Annotated in this window: 15 protein-coding genes; 7 read left to right on the forward strand and 8 right to left on the reverse strand. The window is 62.2% G+C overall.

The window, feature by feature from the left end:
* On the reverse strand, positions 1-645 hold a 645-nt coding region (locus ACEK02_RS05175), incomplete at its 3' end, for an AAA family ATPase (RefSeq protein WP_371420728.1).
* 146 nt (positions 646-791) lie between these two features.
* On the opposite strand from ACEK02_RS05175, the gene ACEK02_RS05180 reads away from it, so the two are divergent.
* From ACEK02_RS05180 to ACEK02_RS05190, 3 genes are all read left to right on the forward strand, one after another.
* Positions 792-920 carry a hypothetical protein gene (locus ACEK02_RS05180; RefSeq protein ID WP_371420729.1) on the forward strand — a complete coding sequence of 43 codons (129 nt, stop codon included), beginning with the start codon at positions 792-794 and terminating at the stop codon, positions 918-920.
* Positions 921-946: 26 nt separating this feature from the next.
* Entirely contained in the window at positions 947-1597 is a 651-nt protein-coding gene (locus ACEK02_RS05185; RefSeq protein WP_371420730.1) for a DedA family protein, read from the forward strand.
* Positions 1598-1736: 139 nt separating this feature from the next.
* Positions 1737-2699 carry an acetyl-CoA carboxylase carboxyltransferase subunit alpha gene (locus ACEK02_RS05190; RefSeq protein WP_371420731.1) on the forward strand — a complete coding sequence of 321 codons (963 nt, stop codon included), beginning with the start codon at positions 1737-1739 and terminating at the stop codon, positions 2697-2699.
* A 210-nt stretch (positions 2700-2909) separates the two neighbouring features.
* Here the strand turns inward: ACEK02_RS05190 and ACEK02_RS05195 are convergent, their stop codons facing one another.
* Entirely contained in the window at positions 2910-3857 is a 948-nt protein-coding gene (locus tag ACEK02_RS05195; protein ID WP_371420732.1) for a GlxA family transcriptional regulator, read from the reverse strand.
* A gap of 120 nt (positions 3858-3977) precedes the next feature.
* Between ACEK02_RS05195 and ACEK02_RS05200 the strand changes: the two genes are divergently transcribed.
* Positions 3978-4802: an SDR family NAD(P)-dependent oxidoreductase gene (locus ACEK02_RS05200; RefSeq protein WP_371420733.1), complete on the forward strand. Its 825-nt coding sequence runs from the start codon at positions 3978-3980 to the stop codon at positions 4800-4802.
* A 63-nt stretch (positions 4803-4865) separates the two neighbouring features.
* Here ACEK02_RS05200 and ACEK02_RS05205 read toward each other — a convergent pair whose 3' ends face one another.
* Positions 4866-5813, reverse strand: a complete 948-nt coding sequence (locus ACEK02_RS05205) for a peptidylprolyl isomerase (protein ID WP_371420734.1) — start codon at positions 5811-5813, stop codon at positions 4866-4868.
* A gap of 368 nt (positions 5814-6181) precedes the next feature.
* On the opposite strand from ACEK02_RS05205, the gene secA reads away from it, so the two are divergent.
* Both secA and ACEK02_RS05215 read left to right on the forward strand, forming a co-directional pair.
* Complete coding sequence (secA, locus tag ACEK02_RS05210; protein WP_371420735.1) at positions 6182-9028, forward strand: preprotein translocase subunit SecA; 2847 nt, start codon at positions 6182-6184, stop codon at positions 9026-9028.
* A 202-nt stretch (positions 9029-9230) separates the two neighbouring features.
* Positions 9231-9935 carry an MgtC/SapB family protein gene (locus tag ACEK02_RS05215; protein WP_371420742.1) on the forward strand — a complete coding sequence of 235 codons (705 nt, stop codon included), beginning with the start codon at positions 9231-9233 and terminating at the stop codon, positions 9933-9935.
* A 33-nt stretch (positions 9936-9968) separates the two neighbouring features.
* Here the strand turns inward: ACEK02_RS05215 and ACEK02_RS05220 are convergent, their stop codons facing one another.
* Both ACEK02_RS05220 and ACEK02_RS05225 read right to left on the reverse strand, forming a co-directional pair.
* Positions 9969-11441, reverse strand: a complete 1473-nt coding sequence (locus tag ACEK02_RS05220) for a L,D-transpeptidase family protein (RefSeq protein WP_371420736.1) — start codon at positions 11439-11441, stop codon at positions 9969-9971.
* Between the two features lie 424 nt (positions 11442-11865).
* A complete protein-coding gene (locus ACEK02_RS05225) occupies positions 11866-12522 on the reverse strand; it encodes a J domain-containing protein (RefSeq protein WP_371420737.1) in 657 nt (218 codons plus the stop codon).
* Positions 12523-12658: 136 nt separating this feature from the next.
* Between ACEK02_RS05225 and ACEK02_RS05230 the strand changes: the two genes are divergently transcribed.
* On the forward strand, positions 12659-12931 hold the full coding sequence (locus ACEK02_RS05230) for a BolA family protein (protein ID WP_371420738.1): 273 nt from the start codon (positions 12659-12661) through the stop codon (positions 12929-12931).
* Positions 12932-13090: 159 nt separating this feature from the next.
* Here the strand turns inward: ACEK02_RS05230 and ACEK02_RS05235 are convergent, their stop codons facing one another.
* From ACEK02_RS05235 to fdhF, 3 genes are all read right to left on the reverse strand, one after another.
* On the reverse strand, positions 13091-13312 hold the full coding sequence (locus tag ACEK02_RS05235; RefSeq protein ID WP_371420739.1) for a formate dehydrogenase subunit delta: 222 nt from the start codon (positions 13310-13312) through the stop codon (positions 13091-13093).
* Positions 13290-14138: a formate dehydrogenase accessory sulfurtransferase FdhD gene (gene fdhD / locus ACEK02_RS05240; RefSeq protein ID WP_371420740.1), complete on the reverse strand. Its 849-nt coding sequence runs from the start codon at positions 14136-14138 to the stop codon at positions 13290-13292. The genes ACEK02_RS05235 and fdhD overlap by 23 nt, the downstream gene beginning before the upstream one ends.
* A 15-nt stretch (positions 14139-14153) precedes the next feature.
* Positions 14154-16268 (reverse strand): formate dehydrogenase subunit alpha (fdhF, locus tag ACEK02_RS05245; RefSeq protein ID WP_371420741.1); only part of this gene is annotated, 2115 nt, incomplete at its 5' end.

Raw genomic sequence — 16268 nt, forward strand, 5'->3', positions numbered from 1 at the left:
CATCTGGCCCTGGTTGATCTGCTGCGTGCCGTGATACAGGCCCGACGTATCGCCGAGACCGATGGTATTCGCGGTCGCGAACAGGCGGAACGCCGGATGCGGCTTGATCACCTTGTTCTGGTCGAGCAGCGTCAGGCGGCCGGAGACTTCCAGCACGCGCTGAATGACAAACATCACGTCCGGGCGACCGGCGTCGTATTCGTCGAACACCAGCGCAACATTGTGCTGCAGCGCCCAGGGCAGAATGCCGTCGCGGAACTCGGTGACCTGCTTGCCGTCCCGGACCACGATGGAGTCCTTGCCGACCAGATCGATACGGCTGATGTGGCTGTCGAGATTGACGCGAACGCAGGGCCAGTTGAGACGGGCGGCGACCTGTTCGATATGGGTCGATTTGCCGGTGCCGTGGAAGCCCGTCACCATCACGCGGCGGTTGCGCGAGAAGCCGGCGAGAATGGCAAGCGTGGTGGCGCGATCGAACCGGTAATCGGGATCGGCGTCCGGCACATGAGGATCGGATTGAGAAAAGGCAGGCACTTCGAGGTTGGAATCGATGCCGAATACCTTGCGCACCGAGACTTTGATGTCGGGTATGCCAGTCAACGCGTCGGGCTTTTCTTGCAGTTTGGTCGAGGCGGCGGTCATCAATCCTCCGTGGTCCCGGATATCCCGAAACCAGTCTAGTAATGGCTGCGGATGGGGTGCTTTGTGGAACGTAGCAGAGAGCCGCGGCAGGACAAAGCCCACGACGCCATCAAAGTTCCCGAATGTTATCATCTAGATAGGTTGTGATGATGGTTTTTGAAAGCCAGCCCTGCAAATCGGACGCAGCTGGGATGCCAATGAAACTGCATGGCAATTCAGGGATCGATCTGCGCGGCCCGCAATTTGATCCGTATATTGGCATTACCATTGGTTGAGGCGCCTGGCGCCGGATCGGATATTCGTGACGTCCTTCATCGAGTCCCTGACCCATTTTGTCGCCGCACACAGTTGGCTGGGTTACCTCACTATCTTCCTTGCTGCCTTGCTGGAGGCGGTGCCCGTGCTTGGCACCTTCATTCCCGGCACAACCATCATTCTGGCCTTGAGCGCCCTGATCCCGGCAGGTGACCTCGATCTGGTAGCGGTGCTGGTGGCTGCCGTGGCGGGCGCCGTGCTCGGCGACGGCGGCGCATTCTGGATTGGGCATGTCCGGCAGCGGCAGCTGCTCGATGCGTGGCCTTTATCGAACTATCCGGCCGTGGTGGCGCAGAGCGAGGCCTTCTTCCACCGCTTCGGTACGCTGGCCGTCTTCCTTGGCCGCTTCGTCCCGCCGATTCGTGCTTTCGTGCCGGTCACTGCCGGCGCGCTGGGCACTGCGCCAGCAAAATTCTATGCCGCGAACATTCCCGCGGCACTGCTCTGGGCGCCGGCGCATGTGCTGCCCGGCGTGCTGGCCGTATCGGTCCTGGATCGCTATGGCGGTATCGTCGGCCTGGAAGGCCAAGCCAAACATTACTGGATTCAGGCCGTGATCGTCGTGGCCACGCTGGCCGGCGCCGCCATCTGGTGGTGGCATCGCCACAAGCGCAACACAGCAATGGAATCGTCATAAAAAGGCATTTGAACGTTGAAATATCTCTTTGATTTTTCAGAGTAAATGACGCCTTCGCGGCTTGACTTGCAGCCCCGATTGACTTGAAAAGCCTGCACCGGCAGTTTCGCCCGCCGTCCGTCCTTCCCATATCCAGTGAATGTCCGAACCCATGCGCAGCTACCTCGACTTTGAAAAGCCCGTCGCCGAGCTGGATTCCAAGATCGATGAATTGCGCACGCTGGCCGCCGGCGGCAGCGACATCGGCGAGGAAATCGTGCGCATCGAGGACAAGGCCGTCGCCGCCTTGCACGAGCTCTATGCGAACCTGACGCCGTGGCAGAAGACCCAGGTTGCGCGACATCCGCAGCGCCCGCACTGCATGAACTACGTGGAAGCGCTGATTACCGAATTCACGCCGCTCGCCGGCGACCGCAAATTCGGCGAGGACGAAGCGCTGGTGGCCGGCTTCGGCCGTTTCCGCGGCGAGAGCGTCTGCGTGCTTGGCCAGGAAAAGGGCAACACCACCGAGAGCCGCCTCAAGCATAATTTCGGCATGGCCCGCCCCGAAGGCTACCGCAAGGCTGTGCGCCTGATGGAAATGGCCGACCATTTCGGCATTCCCGTACTGTCGCTGGTCGACACCGCCGGCGCCTATCCCGGCATCGGCGCGGAAGAGCGCGGCCAGGCTGAGGCCATCGCCCGCTCGACCGATGCCGGCCTCGGCCTTGGCGTCGCCAATGTCGCCGTGATCATCGGCGAAGGCGGCTCGGGCGGCGCCATCGCCATCGCCACCGCCAACAAGGTGCTGATGCTGGAGCACGCAATCTACAGCGTGATCTCGCCCGAAGCCGCATCCTCGATCCTGTGGCGCGACTCCTCGAAAGCGCAGGAAGCTGCGACCAACATGAAGATCACCGCGCAGGATCTGCTGCGTTTCGGCGTGATCGATTCCATCCTGAAAGAACCGCCGGGCGGCGCGCATCGCGACCCCGCGGCCATGATCGCAACCACCGGCGACGCCATCGCTCAGGCCTTCAACGACATGCGCGGCATGGACTCGGCGAGTATTCGTCAGCAGCGCCGGCAGAAGTTTCTGGATATCGGCCGCAAGATCGGCTGATCTTTCTTTCCCTGCCTTAAGCAGCGAAGCTACGCGGTGGGAGGGTGGATCGAACCGCTTTAGCGAAGCTGCGCTTCGCACGGGCGGTTCGAGACGGGTGGGATGCCTCCACAAGCGCCTGAACCTGTGGCACCCCCGGCCTACGGCCGACCCTCCCCACAAGGGGGAGGGATTTCACGAACACCTCAGCACAACACGTCTTACCGCGTCTCACACCTCCAATTGCGACCGCGCATTGCGGCGGATCACCTGCGGCGGTTGGCCATAGGCGCGCAGAAACGCCCGACGCATGCGGTCGCGATCGGCAAACCCCGTCTGCTGCGCGACGGTGTCGATGGGATGCCGGCTCTGCTCCATCATCAACCGCGCGGCCTCAAGCCGCAGATGCTCGACGGCCTTGGCGGGCGATTGGCCTGTCTCGGCGTGAAATGCGCGGCTGAACTGGCGCGGGCTCAGATTTGCGGCATCGGCGAGGTCATTCACCGTCAGCGGCTTCTGCAGATTGTCCCGGGCAAAGGCGAGTGCACTCTGGATGCGATCCGATTTCGGCGCCAGTTCAAGCAACGCGGAGAACTGCGACTGGCCGCCGGCGCGACGGTGATACACGACCATCTTTTTCGCAATGCTGCGCGCGGCGTCTTCGCCGAGGTCGGCCTCGACCATCGCCAATGCGAGATCGATGCCGGCGGTCATACCCGCCGACGTCCAGACCGGACCATCATTCACGAATATGCGGTCTTCATCGACCTTCACTTTCGGAAATCGCTTTTGCATGTCGCGCGCGTAAAACCAATGCGTCGTGGCGCGCCGCTCATCGAGCACACCGGCTTCGGCCAATACGAAGGCACCGATACAGATTGCAGCAACACGTCGCGCGCGCTCGGGCGCCTGTCGCACGAAATCGATCATCCCGGGCGTCACAGGTTCGACGGTCAGACCGCCGCCGATAATGAGCGTGTCATAGGCGTCGGCCGCATTGAACGGCTCCGTGGCCACGCTCATGCCCAGCGAGGTCGAAACCTGGCCGCCATTTTCCGAGAGCACGTGCAGATCATAAGCAGGCTCGTCGCCAAGGAGATTGGCCAGCTCGAAGACTGACATGCCAGCAAAGCTGATGGGAGAGCAGCGGGGAGAAACGACAAGACCGATGCGTTGCATGCACCTTCTCCCTCAAAAAAACGTCCTAAAACGCCGTTTATATGACATTTGAGACGCACTCGGGCAAGCCTAGATTTCCTGACACGGCCGTTGCGGCCGAGAGCATTCAGGAGAACGACAATGACCATTTCACAAGGTACGGCACTGATTACAGGCGCCTCAACGGGCATTGGCGCCGTCTACGCGGACCGGCTGGCCAAGCGCGGCTATGATCTCATTCTGGTAGCGCGGAACCAGGACCGTCTGGCGGCCTTGGCCAGGCGACTGACCAGCGAGACCGGACGATCGGTGCGCACGCTGGCCGCCGATCTCGGCAACAAGGCCGATCTGGCAAAGGTCGAAGCCGCGCTGCGCGACGATGCGAGCATTACGATGCTGGTCAACAATGCCGGCGTCGGCGCGGTAGCGCCATTGCTGAACGCCGATGTCAACAAGATGGAAGACATGATCACGCTGAACGTTACCGCGCTGACGCGGCTGACCTATGCCGCCGCGCCCGGCTTCGTGGCGCGGGGCCGAGGCACGATCATCAACATCTCGTCGATCGTTGGCATCGGCGTGGAAATCCTCAATGGCGTCTACGGCGCCAGCAAGGCTTATGTGCTCAGCTTCAGCCATTCTCTGGTGCATGAACTCGCCGACAAGGGAGTTCGCGTGCAGGCGGTGTTGCCGGGCGCAACGGCCACTGAATTCTGGGATATCGCGGGCTATCCGCACCAGAACATGGATCAGGCAACGGTGATGCGCGCCGACGACATGGTCGACGCTGCATTGGCTGGCCTCGATCAGGGCGAACTCGTCACTATTCCGGGCCTGCAGGACGGCGCGGACTGGACCCGCTTCGAAGCAGATCGCCGCACGCTCTCGACCAAATTCGGTCGTGCGACGCCGGCGCCCCGCTACCACGTGACGCAGCGGCAGCGTGTCGCCGAAGCGCAGGCCTGAAATCGCGCACAGACAGCAAAAAGCCCGCCCTCTCGACAGAGGGCGGGCTTTTCAGGTCCAGAATTACTTCTTGGCCGGAGCCATCTTGCTGTCGGCCGGCTTCGGTGCGTCCTTGGCGGCCGGTGCAGGTGCTGCAGCATCTGCAGGCTTGGCAGGCGTCGCTGCAACCTGATCCATGCGCTCGACCTTGGCGCCTTCACGCAACTTGGTGACGTAGTCAGCCTGCGCCTTGCGCACGACATACTGTTCGATCTGCGGCTTCACCTGCTCGAATTCCGGCGCCTTGCGGTTGCGCTTTTCCTCGACCTTGATGATGTGCCAGCCGAACTGCGACTTCACGGGGTCCGAGATCTTGCCCGGTTCCAGCGCGAAAGCGACCGCGGAGAATTCCGGAACCATCTGGTCCTTGGTGAAGAAACCGAGATCGCCGCCATCGGCCGCGCCCGGATCCTTCGACTTCTTCTTGGCGAGCTCGGCGAAATCGGCGCCCTTCTTCAGCTCTTCCGCGACCGTCTTGGCTTCGGCCTCGCTCTCCACCAGGATGTGGCGGGCATGGACTTCGGCTTCGCCGGTGATCTGCTTGGCCGCGTCTTCATAGACCTTCTTCATGTTGTCGTCGGTCAGGGCTTCCTTGCCCTCGACGGCCAGAAGATTGTCCATGAGCAGACGGTTACGGGCGAAAACCAGCTTGGACTTGAAGTCCTCGCGGTCGGCGATCTTCTTGTCCTCGGCCGCCTTGGCGACGATCTTCATGTCGATCAGGAACGACAGCACATTGTCCTTCCGGGTCGCGGGATCCATCTGGGCGAGGCTCGGGCCGAGCTCTTCCTCGGCAATGGTGACGTCGCTCTGACGGATTTCCTGGCCGTTGACCTTGGCAAGGACCGGATTGGCGTCCTGCGCGTAAACCGGGAAACTGGTGAGGAAGGCCACCGCAACGGCGCCAGTCAGGGCAGCCAGGGTGCGGCCCGGGCGCAGGCCCGGCTTAAGAGCGGGCGATACGAAGGTCATGGAAAATCCTTATCTCGGATAAGAGCCTGTTGGGGACGGCGGACACTCTCCCAAACGTACCGTCTTGGCAACGCGAAAACTCTGTCAAAATGATGAAATCCTTGACAGGTTCGCGCCGTTGACAACCCCCCACACGGGCCATATCTCTCCCCGACCGGGCCGGTGGCGAAGGCGCGATTTCGGCCGCGCCGTGGTCATTGAACCCCTGATTGCCCTGCTCCCACTCATCTCCCGGGGTCTTGCTTTTTTGGCTCCCCACACCGGGGTCCAGACAGCAATCCGCCACAGACTTTGGATATGACGAGGCTGGGCGACCGCTGCACCATTCCACGGCTTTCGGGCCGCATTGCTAAAGACAGGATTTCGTGATGATCGGCGCGCTCGCCCGCAAGTTCTTCGGCTCTGCCAACGACCGCCGCGTCAAGGGATATCAATCGCGCGTCGCCGCGATCAATGCGCTGGAGCCCGAAGTCTCGGCTTTGTCCGACGATGCGCTAAAAGCGCGCACCGCCGAGTTCAAGGCGCAGCTCGAAGCCGGCAAGACCCTCGACGATCTGCTCGTCCCCGCTTTCGCCACCGTCCGCGAAGCCGCCAAGCGCACCCTCGGCCAGCGTCACTTCGACGTGCAGCTGATCGGCGGCATGGTGCTGCATGAAGGCGATATCGCCGAGATGAAGACCGGCGAAGGCAAGACGCTGGTCGCCACCCTCGCCGTCTATCTGAACGCGCTCGCCGGCAAGGGGGTGCATGTCGTCACCGTCAACGACTACCTCGCCAAGCGCGACAGCGGCTGGATGGGTCAGATCTACTCGTTCCTGGGCCTCACCACCGGCGTGATCGTTCACGGCCTCGACGATGCCGAGCGTCAGGCGGCCTATGCCTGCGACATCACCTACGGCACCAACAACGAATACGGCTTCGACTATCTGCGCGACAACATGAAGTACCGGCTCGAGGACATGGTCCAGCGCGGCCATGTCTACGCCATCGTCGACGAAGTCGACTCGATCCTGATCGACGAGGCGCGCACGCCGCTGATCATCTCCGGCCCGCTCGACGACCGTTCGGAATTCTACAACACCATCGACACCTACATTCCGAAGCTGGAGAAGATCACCGACTTCGAGGTCGACGAGAAGCAGCGCACCGTGACGCTGACCGAAGCCGGCATGGAGAAGATCGAAACCCTGCTGCGCGACGCCGGCCAGCTCAAGGGCGAGACGCTGTATGACGTAGAGAACGTCTCCGTCGTGCATCACATCAATCAGGCGCTGCGCGCCCACTCGCTGTTCAACCGCGACAAGGACTACATCGTCCGCGACGACGAAGTGATCATCATCGACGAATTCACCGGCCGCATGATGCAGGGCCGCCGCTATTCGGAAGGCCTGCACCAGGCGCTGGAAGCCAAGGAACACGTCACCGTCCAGCCGGAAAACCAGACGCTGGCCTCGATCACGTTCCAGAACTACTTCCGCATGTACAAGAAGCTTGCCGGCATGACCGGCACGGCTCTGACCGAAGCGGATGAGCTGTTCGACATCTACAAGCTCGAAGTCGTCGAAGTGCCCACCAATGTCGGCATCGGCCGCATGGATGAGGACGACGAGGTCTATCGCACCCAGGACGAGAAGCACGCCGCCATCCTCGCCGAGATCGAGCGCGCCAATGCGCGGATGCAGCCGGTGCTGGTCGGCACCGCGTCGATCGAAAAATCGGAAGTGCTTGGCGAGTATCTGCTCAAGAACGGCTACAAGCTGATCGACTTCACCAAGCCGAAGGCGATGGACAAGCTCTATGCGGCCGCGCGTTCCGGCAAGCCGGCGAAACTGTTCGCGGTGCTGAATGCGCGCTTCCACGAGCAGGAAGCCTATATCGTTGCCGAAGCCGGCGTCCCCGGCGCCATCACCATCGCCACCAACATGGCCGGCCGCGGCACCGACATCAAACTCGGCGGCTCGGTTGAGATGCGCGCGCAGATCGAAACGGCCGACATCACCGACGAGGCCGAGAAGGCCGCCAAGATCGCCGAGATCAAGGCCGAGATCGAGCGCTTCCGCGAGACCGTGCTGAACGCCAAGGAAGTGGTCGAGATCGAACCGGCCAAGGGGTCGAAGCCGGCCAAGACCGTCGAGAAGCCCGGCGGCCTCTACATCATGGGCTCCGAGCGCCATGAGTCACGTCGCATCGACAACCAGCTCCGCGGCCGCTCCGGCCGTCAGGGCGACCCTGGCCGATCCAAGTTCTTCCTGTCGCTGGAAGACGACCTGATGCGCATCTTCGGCTCGGATCGTCTCGATACGATGCTGACGCGCCTTGGCCTCAAGGAAGGCGAAGCGATCATCCATCCGTGGATCAACAAGGCGCTCGAGAAGGCCCAGCAGAAGGTCGAAGCGCGCAACTTCGACATCCGCAAGAACCTGCTCAAATATGACGACGTGCAGAACGACCAGCGCAAGGTGATCTTCGAGCAGCGCGTCGATCTGATGCAGAACGACAGCGTCGCCGAAACCGTCAACGACATGCGCCGCGCCTTCGTCGAGGATCTCGTCACCAAACACGTGCCGGAAAACCAGTATGCCGAGCAGTGGGACGTGGCCGGTCTGAAGGAAGAGCTGAAGCGCGTGCTCGACCTGGATCTTCCGGTGGACGAATGGGCCAAGGAAGAAGGCATCGCCGACGAGGAACTGCTCAACCGCATAGAGCAGAAGGCCGACGAGCACATGGCGGCCAAGGTCGCCCAGTGGGGCCCCGACGTGATGCGCTATGTCGAGAAGACCATCCTGTTGCAGACGCTGGATCATCTGTGGCGCGAGCATCTGGTGATGCTGGATCACCTGCGTCAGGTCATCGGCCTGCGCGGCTACGGCCAGCGCGATCCGCTGCAGGAATACAAGGCGGAAGCCTTCAACCTGTTCGAGGCGATGATCGCCAATCTGCGCGAAGCCGTCACCGCACAATTGATGCGCGTCGAGATCGTGCCGCCCGACGTGCAGCCCGATCTGCCTGTCATGGAAGCCCACAAGCTCGACTACAATACCGGCGAAGACGAAATGGCCTTCGCCAATGCGGCATTGGCTCCGATGGGCCAGCAGCAGCCCGCCGTCGCCCGCGATCCGAACAACCAGGACACCTGGGGCAAGGTCGGCCGCAACGAGGACTGCCCGTGCGGTTCGGGCAAGAAGTTCAAGCACTGCCACGGGCGGTATGCGTAAACTGACCTCCAGGTAGATCGCGAGACCATCTGAAATCCCTCCCCTTGCGGGAGGGATTTTCTTTTGGGCTGTAGGTTCCAAGCATTCACGCAGCCAAGCACTGCGCCAGACAGCGTTGACGACGATTGGACAACGCGTCGCAGAGGACTAGCCTACTCCATCGCGCCGACATGAGCGGCCGCAGGAATGAGGGGGCGTGTCGATGATGTCCAATTCCGAAATGCTGATCCGACTGATCTCCGCCGCAGCACTTGGCAGTCTGATCGGTTTCGAGCGCGAGCGGCTGCTGTGGGCCGCGGGCATTCGCACACATATGCTGGTGTGCGTCGGCTCCTGCCTGATCATGCTGGTCTCGCAATACGGCTTCTCGAACATCCTCGCTCAGGATCATGTCGTGCTTGATCCGTCGCGTATCGCGGCGCAGGTGGTGTCCGGCATCGGCTTTCTCGGTGCCGGATCGATCCTGGCGCGCGGCGAAATCGTCAAGGGGCTGACCACGGCGGCAAGCATCTGGACGGTGGCGGCGATCGGCCTTGCGGTGGGCGGCGGATTATATCTCGCGGCCGGCGCATCGACAGTGATCATTCTGATCATCCTCGTCGGTATCAAGCCGCTCGAGGAAGCCTATCGCTCGCGCAACCAGACCTGCATGCTGAAGGTCGAGGTGGAGAACAACAGCCTGACGCCGGAATTGCTGCGCGAAACCTTGTCGCTGCGCTCCAGCCAGGTGAAGCGCTTCCTCGTGGAAAGCCGAGATCCTCAAGGCACCGACCAGCTCTCGATCCTGCTCAGCAAGGTGTCGTCACAGGATATCGCCAGCTATCCTTCGAAGCTGCAGGAGCTTGATGGCGTGAACCGGGTGAACATCGTGAAGCGTGCGAGCAACAACGGCGCCAATCACACGTAAGCGATATATATCTGCGGGGAGAGCGACGCGCGTTTAGCGCATCGCCGAGAAGCGATCCGAGAACGAATTCGCGGACACGACGGGCGCAGCGCCTGACAGCGCAGCTGTACCACCGCCGGAGGCCGGCGCGGATGGTTCAGCCGACAGCGTCGGCTTGAGCGGCGGACGCGGGGTGGCGGCGACCGGCGCGGGTTTCGATGCCGTGGCAGCGGCAGGTGCCGGGTTGGCTTTGGCCGCAGTCTTGGGCTTGGCGGAAGGGACCGGCACAGCTGGCGCGGCCGGAGGCGGCGTCGTCGCCGTGGTTTCCGAACCGCCGATACCGACCTTCTTGGCGAGGCTGCTAAAGAAGCCACCATCCGACGAGGCCGACGCAACACGCGTAGAGGGCACGGCAGCGACCGGCTCTTCCGACGCTGCGAACAGCGAGGCCGAATAGGAGGTCGTCGCTGCAGCGGTCGCCCTGGGCGGATTGACGTGCGGTGGAATGGTGCCTGGCGCGCGTGAATAGGCAGCCGTCTGCATGCCCGACGGCTCCGGATCCGACAGGCCGGTGGAAGCATCAGGCAGCTTGGCGGCGAAGACGCGGTTCATGCCGCCATCGATATCGGGACGGCGCTGCGCGACCGGCGTACCCTTGGCGATCAGTTCGGCAATCTTCGCATCGTCCTGCGCCTGCTTGGCGGCGACGGCGTCAGCGATCTCGGCCGGGACCTGATAGACCGGGCACTTGGCAGAAGCGTTGAACACCAGCGGCTTGGTCGAGCCTGCAGGTGCGGCCGGATCGAACACATACTTGTTCTCGCAGAACTCGACCTTCGGCTCCTGCCGCGTCACTTCGAAATGATCATAGCCCTGCTTGATCATCTTCCAGAACGGCATGTTCGGGTTGTTGCGATGCTTGGCCATGTTCACCGGCGTCATCTTGAACGGAAACGCCGCAAACTGGAACGAGCGCTGCCCGCCGAAGAAGGACTCACGACCCAAAGAATAGATCTCGGCGATCTGTTCGTCGGTCATGGCGAAACAGCCGCGCGACGAGCAATCGCCATGCACCATCAACTGCGAGCCGGTGCGTCCCAGCGACTTGTCGAAGGCGTTGGGGAAACCGGTATTGAACGAGAGATAGTAGGACGAACGCGGATTCATCTGCGCCGGCGTGATCGAGTAGAAGCCTTCAGGCGCCTGACGATCGCCTTCCTTGACTTTTGGTCCGAGATCGCCGGACCAGCGGCAGATCGGATAGGTCTTCAGGAGTGCGAACTGGCCGGAGCGATTCTGCTTCCAGACTTCGAGTTCGGCTTCCTGCTTGAACACACGGACCAGTATCGGCGACTGCAGGTCCATGTCCTTTTCAGTCATCTCGGCGACGAGCTTGGGAGGAACGGGCTGATTGGCTTTGGCGTTGCTGGCGAGCGACATGTCTTCGCCATTGCAGCCGGCCAGCACCACGCCTGTCGCAAGTACGACTGACGTCAGCAGCGCGCGAACAAGCGAGCGATGTTTCAAAGCCAAGCTCCGCAGCCGACGGGACGTCGACACCCCAAGGAATAAAGACAAATGAGCCCTTATTCGTACACAAATATTAGCCTTAAGGCCCCCCGCTCGCAAGGCAACTGGCCGTGAGCAGCAGGTTCCGTTCCGGCGATGGTCAATAGAGATTGAAGATCTGAGGCCGGGCGGAATTGCGGCGGGATCTGGCGCGGGAGCGAATTAAGAGGGCGGAGACAGGGTTATGCTTAATGGTTTGGCAGCGCTCTGAGCCACTCCATCAAGCTCTCATGGTATGGAGGCGCCGCTTCGGCGCCGTCTCGAACCATGAGATGAGGAGCTGATGCTCCCCGCCATCCCGGCGAATGGTTTCGCCATCCGCAAGGAGACGCCCGCCTTCGGCGTCCTTCTCAGGACGCGGTAGGAAGTCTGTTGAGGGTGCTTATGAACCCCGGACTACCGTCTTCAAGTAATTGTAAGCCTTGATGATTTCGATCAACCGGTCCTCGGTGGAACGGTCGCCGCCGTTGGCGTCGGGGTGGTGCTGCTTCACCAGCGCCTTGTACTGCGCCTTGACGTCTTCCAGCGTTGCGCTGGGGCCGAGACCCATGACCTGCAGCGCCTTACGCTCGGCATTGAAGATCTTGCGGGTTTCTTCCTTGATCGGCTGCTGCGGCTTGCGGGCCCGGCCGCGACCCATGCCCATGCCGTTCATCTCGTTGAACATGGCGAACGGATCGATCGCACCGTCCAGATCGGGCTGCGCCGCCTTGCTGCCGTCCTTGGAGCCGTTGGCGCCCATCTTCCAGGTTGGACGATGGCCGGTCAGCGCGTCCTTCTGGTAGCGCGCCACCGCATCCGGAGCCATGCCCTGGAAGAAATTGTAACCCTGATTGTATTCGCGGACGTGGTTCAGGCAGAAGTGCCAGTATTCCTTGTCCTGCGCGCGGCCCTTGGGCGCGCGATGCGGACCCTTGTTCTTGCACTCGGGCCATTCGCACATAATAGCTTCTTCGCGCGCAGCGGCCTGCTGCTTCGCGCTCAGCTTGTTGGGCTTGATACGGATGCTGTCGAAGAATTTGGATGAGTCGATGGGCATGGCTGACTATGACAACGCAATGCAAAAAGCTTCAAGTCTTGACATTCGGATTACCTCATTCGGCGCGCTGCGCCCTACCAAGTGGTCGCCACATCGTGATTGACCATGAGCCGCGCGAACCGCTAAGCCGGCCATCATGACCATGAAAGATAACATCACAAAGAAGCTGACAGAGGCTTTCGCGCCCCAGCGGCTCGACGTGACCGATGAATCGCATCTGCATGCCGGTCACATTGGCCACCGCCCGGAGGGTGAAACCCACTTCAGGGTCAATATTGTGTCGGAGGCCTTCGAAGGGAAGAGCCGGATCGACCGCCATCGCATGATCAACGAGCTGCTGGCGGCGGAACTGGCGGGAACGGTGCACGCGCTGACGTTGAAGCCGCAGACGCCGAAGGAAGCTGGCTAGGTTTCGTCGCGACGCCCTGCACGGTCATTCCGGGCCGCGAGTACCGCCTGGCGATTGCGCCCCCGGAATCTTGACGTGGGAGTCTCCGACAGCGCCGTGCCCCATCCAGATTCCGGTGGACGTGCACGAAGACGCGCCCCGGAATGACAAGCGGGTAGCCTACTTCTTCAGCGTCGCCAGCGCATCGCGCACATTCGGCTTCAATCCCGCTCCGCCGGCATCCAGATGCTCAAAGATCTTCTTGCGCATGCGCGGATCCCAAAACTTCCTGATGTGCTCGGCGATCCCGGCCACGGCATGGTCGTGGCCCTGACTGTCGAAGAAGGAGCCAATCTGGTTGGCCATGTAGATCAGCCGGTCAGGCGACGTCGATGTGTGCATGTTCACTTCCCGATGCGTCCGCGACCACCCGGTGCGGATGCGTAAAGACTTCAAAACCGTCGGCACGGGCGATGGCGGCCAGCGTGATGCCGGCAGCCTCCGCCATACGGATCGCCAACGCGGTCGGCGCCGAGACCGAGACCATCAGAGGCGCGCCGATGGCGGCGGTTTTCTGCACCATCTCCACGGAGACACGGCTGGTCAGCAGCACCATGCCTTGGCTGGTATCGATCTCAGATTGGACATTGCCCCGCGCCAGCGCGCCAGCCAGCTTGTCGAGCGCGTTGTGACGGCCGACATCCTCGCGCAAAGCGACGATGCCATCCGCCGGCGTCCAGAACGCAGCAGCATGGACAGCGCGGGTCTGGATGTTGATCTTCTGCAGCGGCGACAGCAACTCCATCGCCGCCATGATCTGGTCAAAAGAGAAGGTGCCACCGGGCGCCACGACGGCTGCAGGCTTCACGGCTTCCGAAATCGAGTCGATGCCGCACAGACCGCAGCCCGTCGGCCCTGCAATCTGACGCCGCCTTGCACTGATGCTCTCAGCCGTCTCGGTTGCGAGCCACATGCGCAGTTCGACGCCGTCGTCGAACGCCACGGCTTCAAAGCTCTGGATCTCGTCGGCAGACGCCACCACGCCTTCGCTGAGGCTGAAACCGATGGCGAAGTCGTGCAGATTGTCAGGCGTCCCCATCATGACGGCATAGGTGCCGCCATTATAGGTGATTGCCAGCGCGGTCTCTTCCGGCACCGCGCGCAGCCCCTCGCCGACGCCGGACCGGCACCAGATCTTGCGGGGGACTGAGCGAACCGGCTCGTGCATCTCTGGTCTCCAGCCCTACTCCGCAGCTTCCACCACGGGCATGGCGATCCGGCGCGACTGGCGGGCCTGCTCTTCATATTCCTTCTGCCACTCGGACGGACCGTTCGAGGGCGAGATCTGCACCGCCGTCACCTTGTATTCCGGACAGTTGGTTGCCCAGTCCGAGAACTCGGTGGTGATGACGTTGGCCTGCGTCGTCGGGTGATGGAAGGTCGTATAGACCACGCCCGGTGCCACGCGTTCGGTGATCAGTGCACGCAATGTCGTTTCGCCGGCGCGGCTCTGCAGCCTTACCCAGTCGCCATCACGGATGCCACGCTGCTCCGCGTCGTGCGGATGGAGCTCCAGACGATCCTCTTCATGCCAGACCACGTTCTCGGTGCGCCGCGTCTGCGCGCCGACATTGTACTGGCTGAGAATCCGGCCGGTGGTGAGCAGCAGCGGGAAGCGTGGCCCGGTGCGCTCATCGGTGGCGACGTATTCGGTGAGCATGAACTTGCCTTTGCCCCGCACGAAGCCGTCAATGTGCATGATCGGCGTGCCCAGCGGCGCCTTCTCGTTGCACGGCCACTGCACCGAACCCAACTCATCAAGCTTCGCAAAGGAGACGCCGGCGAAAGTCGGCGTTAGCGCCGCGATCTCGTCCATGATTTCTGACGGATGATTGTAGTTCATCTCGTAGCCCAGAGCCTTGGCGAATCCCAAGGTGACTTCCCAGTCCTCAAGCCCGTTCTTCGGCGCCATCACCTTGCGGACGCGCTGGATGCGGCGTTCGGCATTGGTGAAGGTGCCGTTCTTCTCCAGGAAGGTGGAGCCCGGGAAGAACACATGCGCGTAGTTCGCCGTCTCGTTCAGGAAGAGATCATGAACGATGACACATTCCATTGCCGACAGTGCGGCGACCACATGCTTGGTGTTGGGATCGGACTGCAGGATGTCCTCGCCCTGCACGTAAAGGCCCATGAAGGTGCCTTCGGTGGCGGCATCGAACATGTTGGGGATGCGCAGGCCCGGCTCGGGATTGAGCTTCACATTCCACATCGCCTCGAAGGTCTCACGCACCGCATCGCCCGAGATGTGGCGATAGCCCGGCAGCTCGTGCGGGAACGAGCCCATGTCGCAGGAGCCCTGCACGTTGTTCTGGCCGCGCAACGGATTCACGCCCACACCCGACCGGCCGATATTGCCCGTGGCCATCGCCAGGTTGGCGATCGCGATCACGGTGGTGGAGCCCTGGCTGTGCTCGGTGACGCCGAGGCCGTAATAGATCGCGCCATTACCGCCGGTCGCAAACAGACGCGCGGCCGCACGCAACTCCTTCGGATCCACGCCGGTCATGATGGCAGTCGCTTCGGGGCTGTGGTTCGGCTGCGCGACAAACGCCGCCCAGTCCTCGAACTCGCTCCAGTCGCAACGCTCGCGGATGAAGGCCTCATCGGCGAGGCCTTCGGTGACGATGACATGCGCCAGCGCGGTGAGCACCGCAACATTGGTACCGGGCATCAGGGGCAGATGGTGCTGCGCCTCGATATGTGCCGAGCGCACGATGTCGGTACGGCGCGGATCGACCACGATCAGCTTGGCGCCGGCGCGCAGCCGCTTCTTCAAGCGAGAGGCAAACACCGGATGGCCGTCGGTCGGGTTGGCACCGATGATCATCACGACGTCGGTATCTTCCACCGAGTCGAAATCCTGCGTGCCAGCTGAGGTACCGAAGGTCGAGGACAGGCCGTAGCCGGTCGGCGAATGGCAGACGCGCGCGCAGGTATCGACGTTGTTGTTGCCGAAGCCGGCGCGGATCAGCTTCTGGACGAGGAACGTCTCCTCGTTGGTGCAGCGGCTGGAGGTGATGCCGCCCAGCGCCTGCCGGCCATACTTTTCCGAAATCCGCTTCAGTTCGCGCGCGGTGTGGCCCAGCGCCTCTTCCCAGCTCACTTCCCGCCAGGGTTCGTCGATGCTGGAGCGGATCATCGGCTTGAGGATGCGGTCCTGGTGCTGGGCATAGCCCCAGGCGAAGCGGCCCTTGACGCAGGAGTGGCCGCGGTTGGCCTTGCCGTCCTTGTACGGCACCATGCGCACGACTTCCTCGCCGCGCATTTCCGCCTTGAAGGTGCAGCCGACGCCGCAATA

The sequence above is a fragment of the Tardiphaga sp. genome, assembly GCF_041424195.1.
GTDB lineage: Bacteria > Pseudomonadota > Alphaproteobacteria > Rhizobiales > Xanthobacteraceae > Tardiphaga.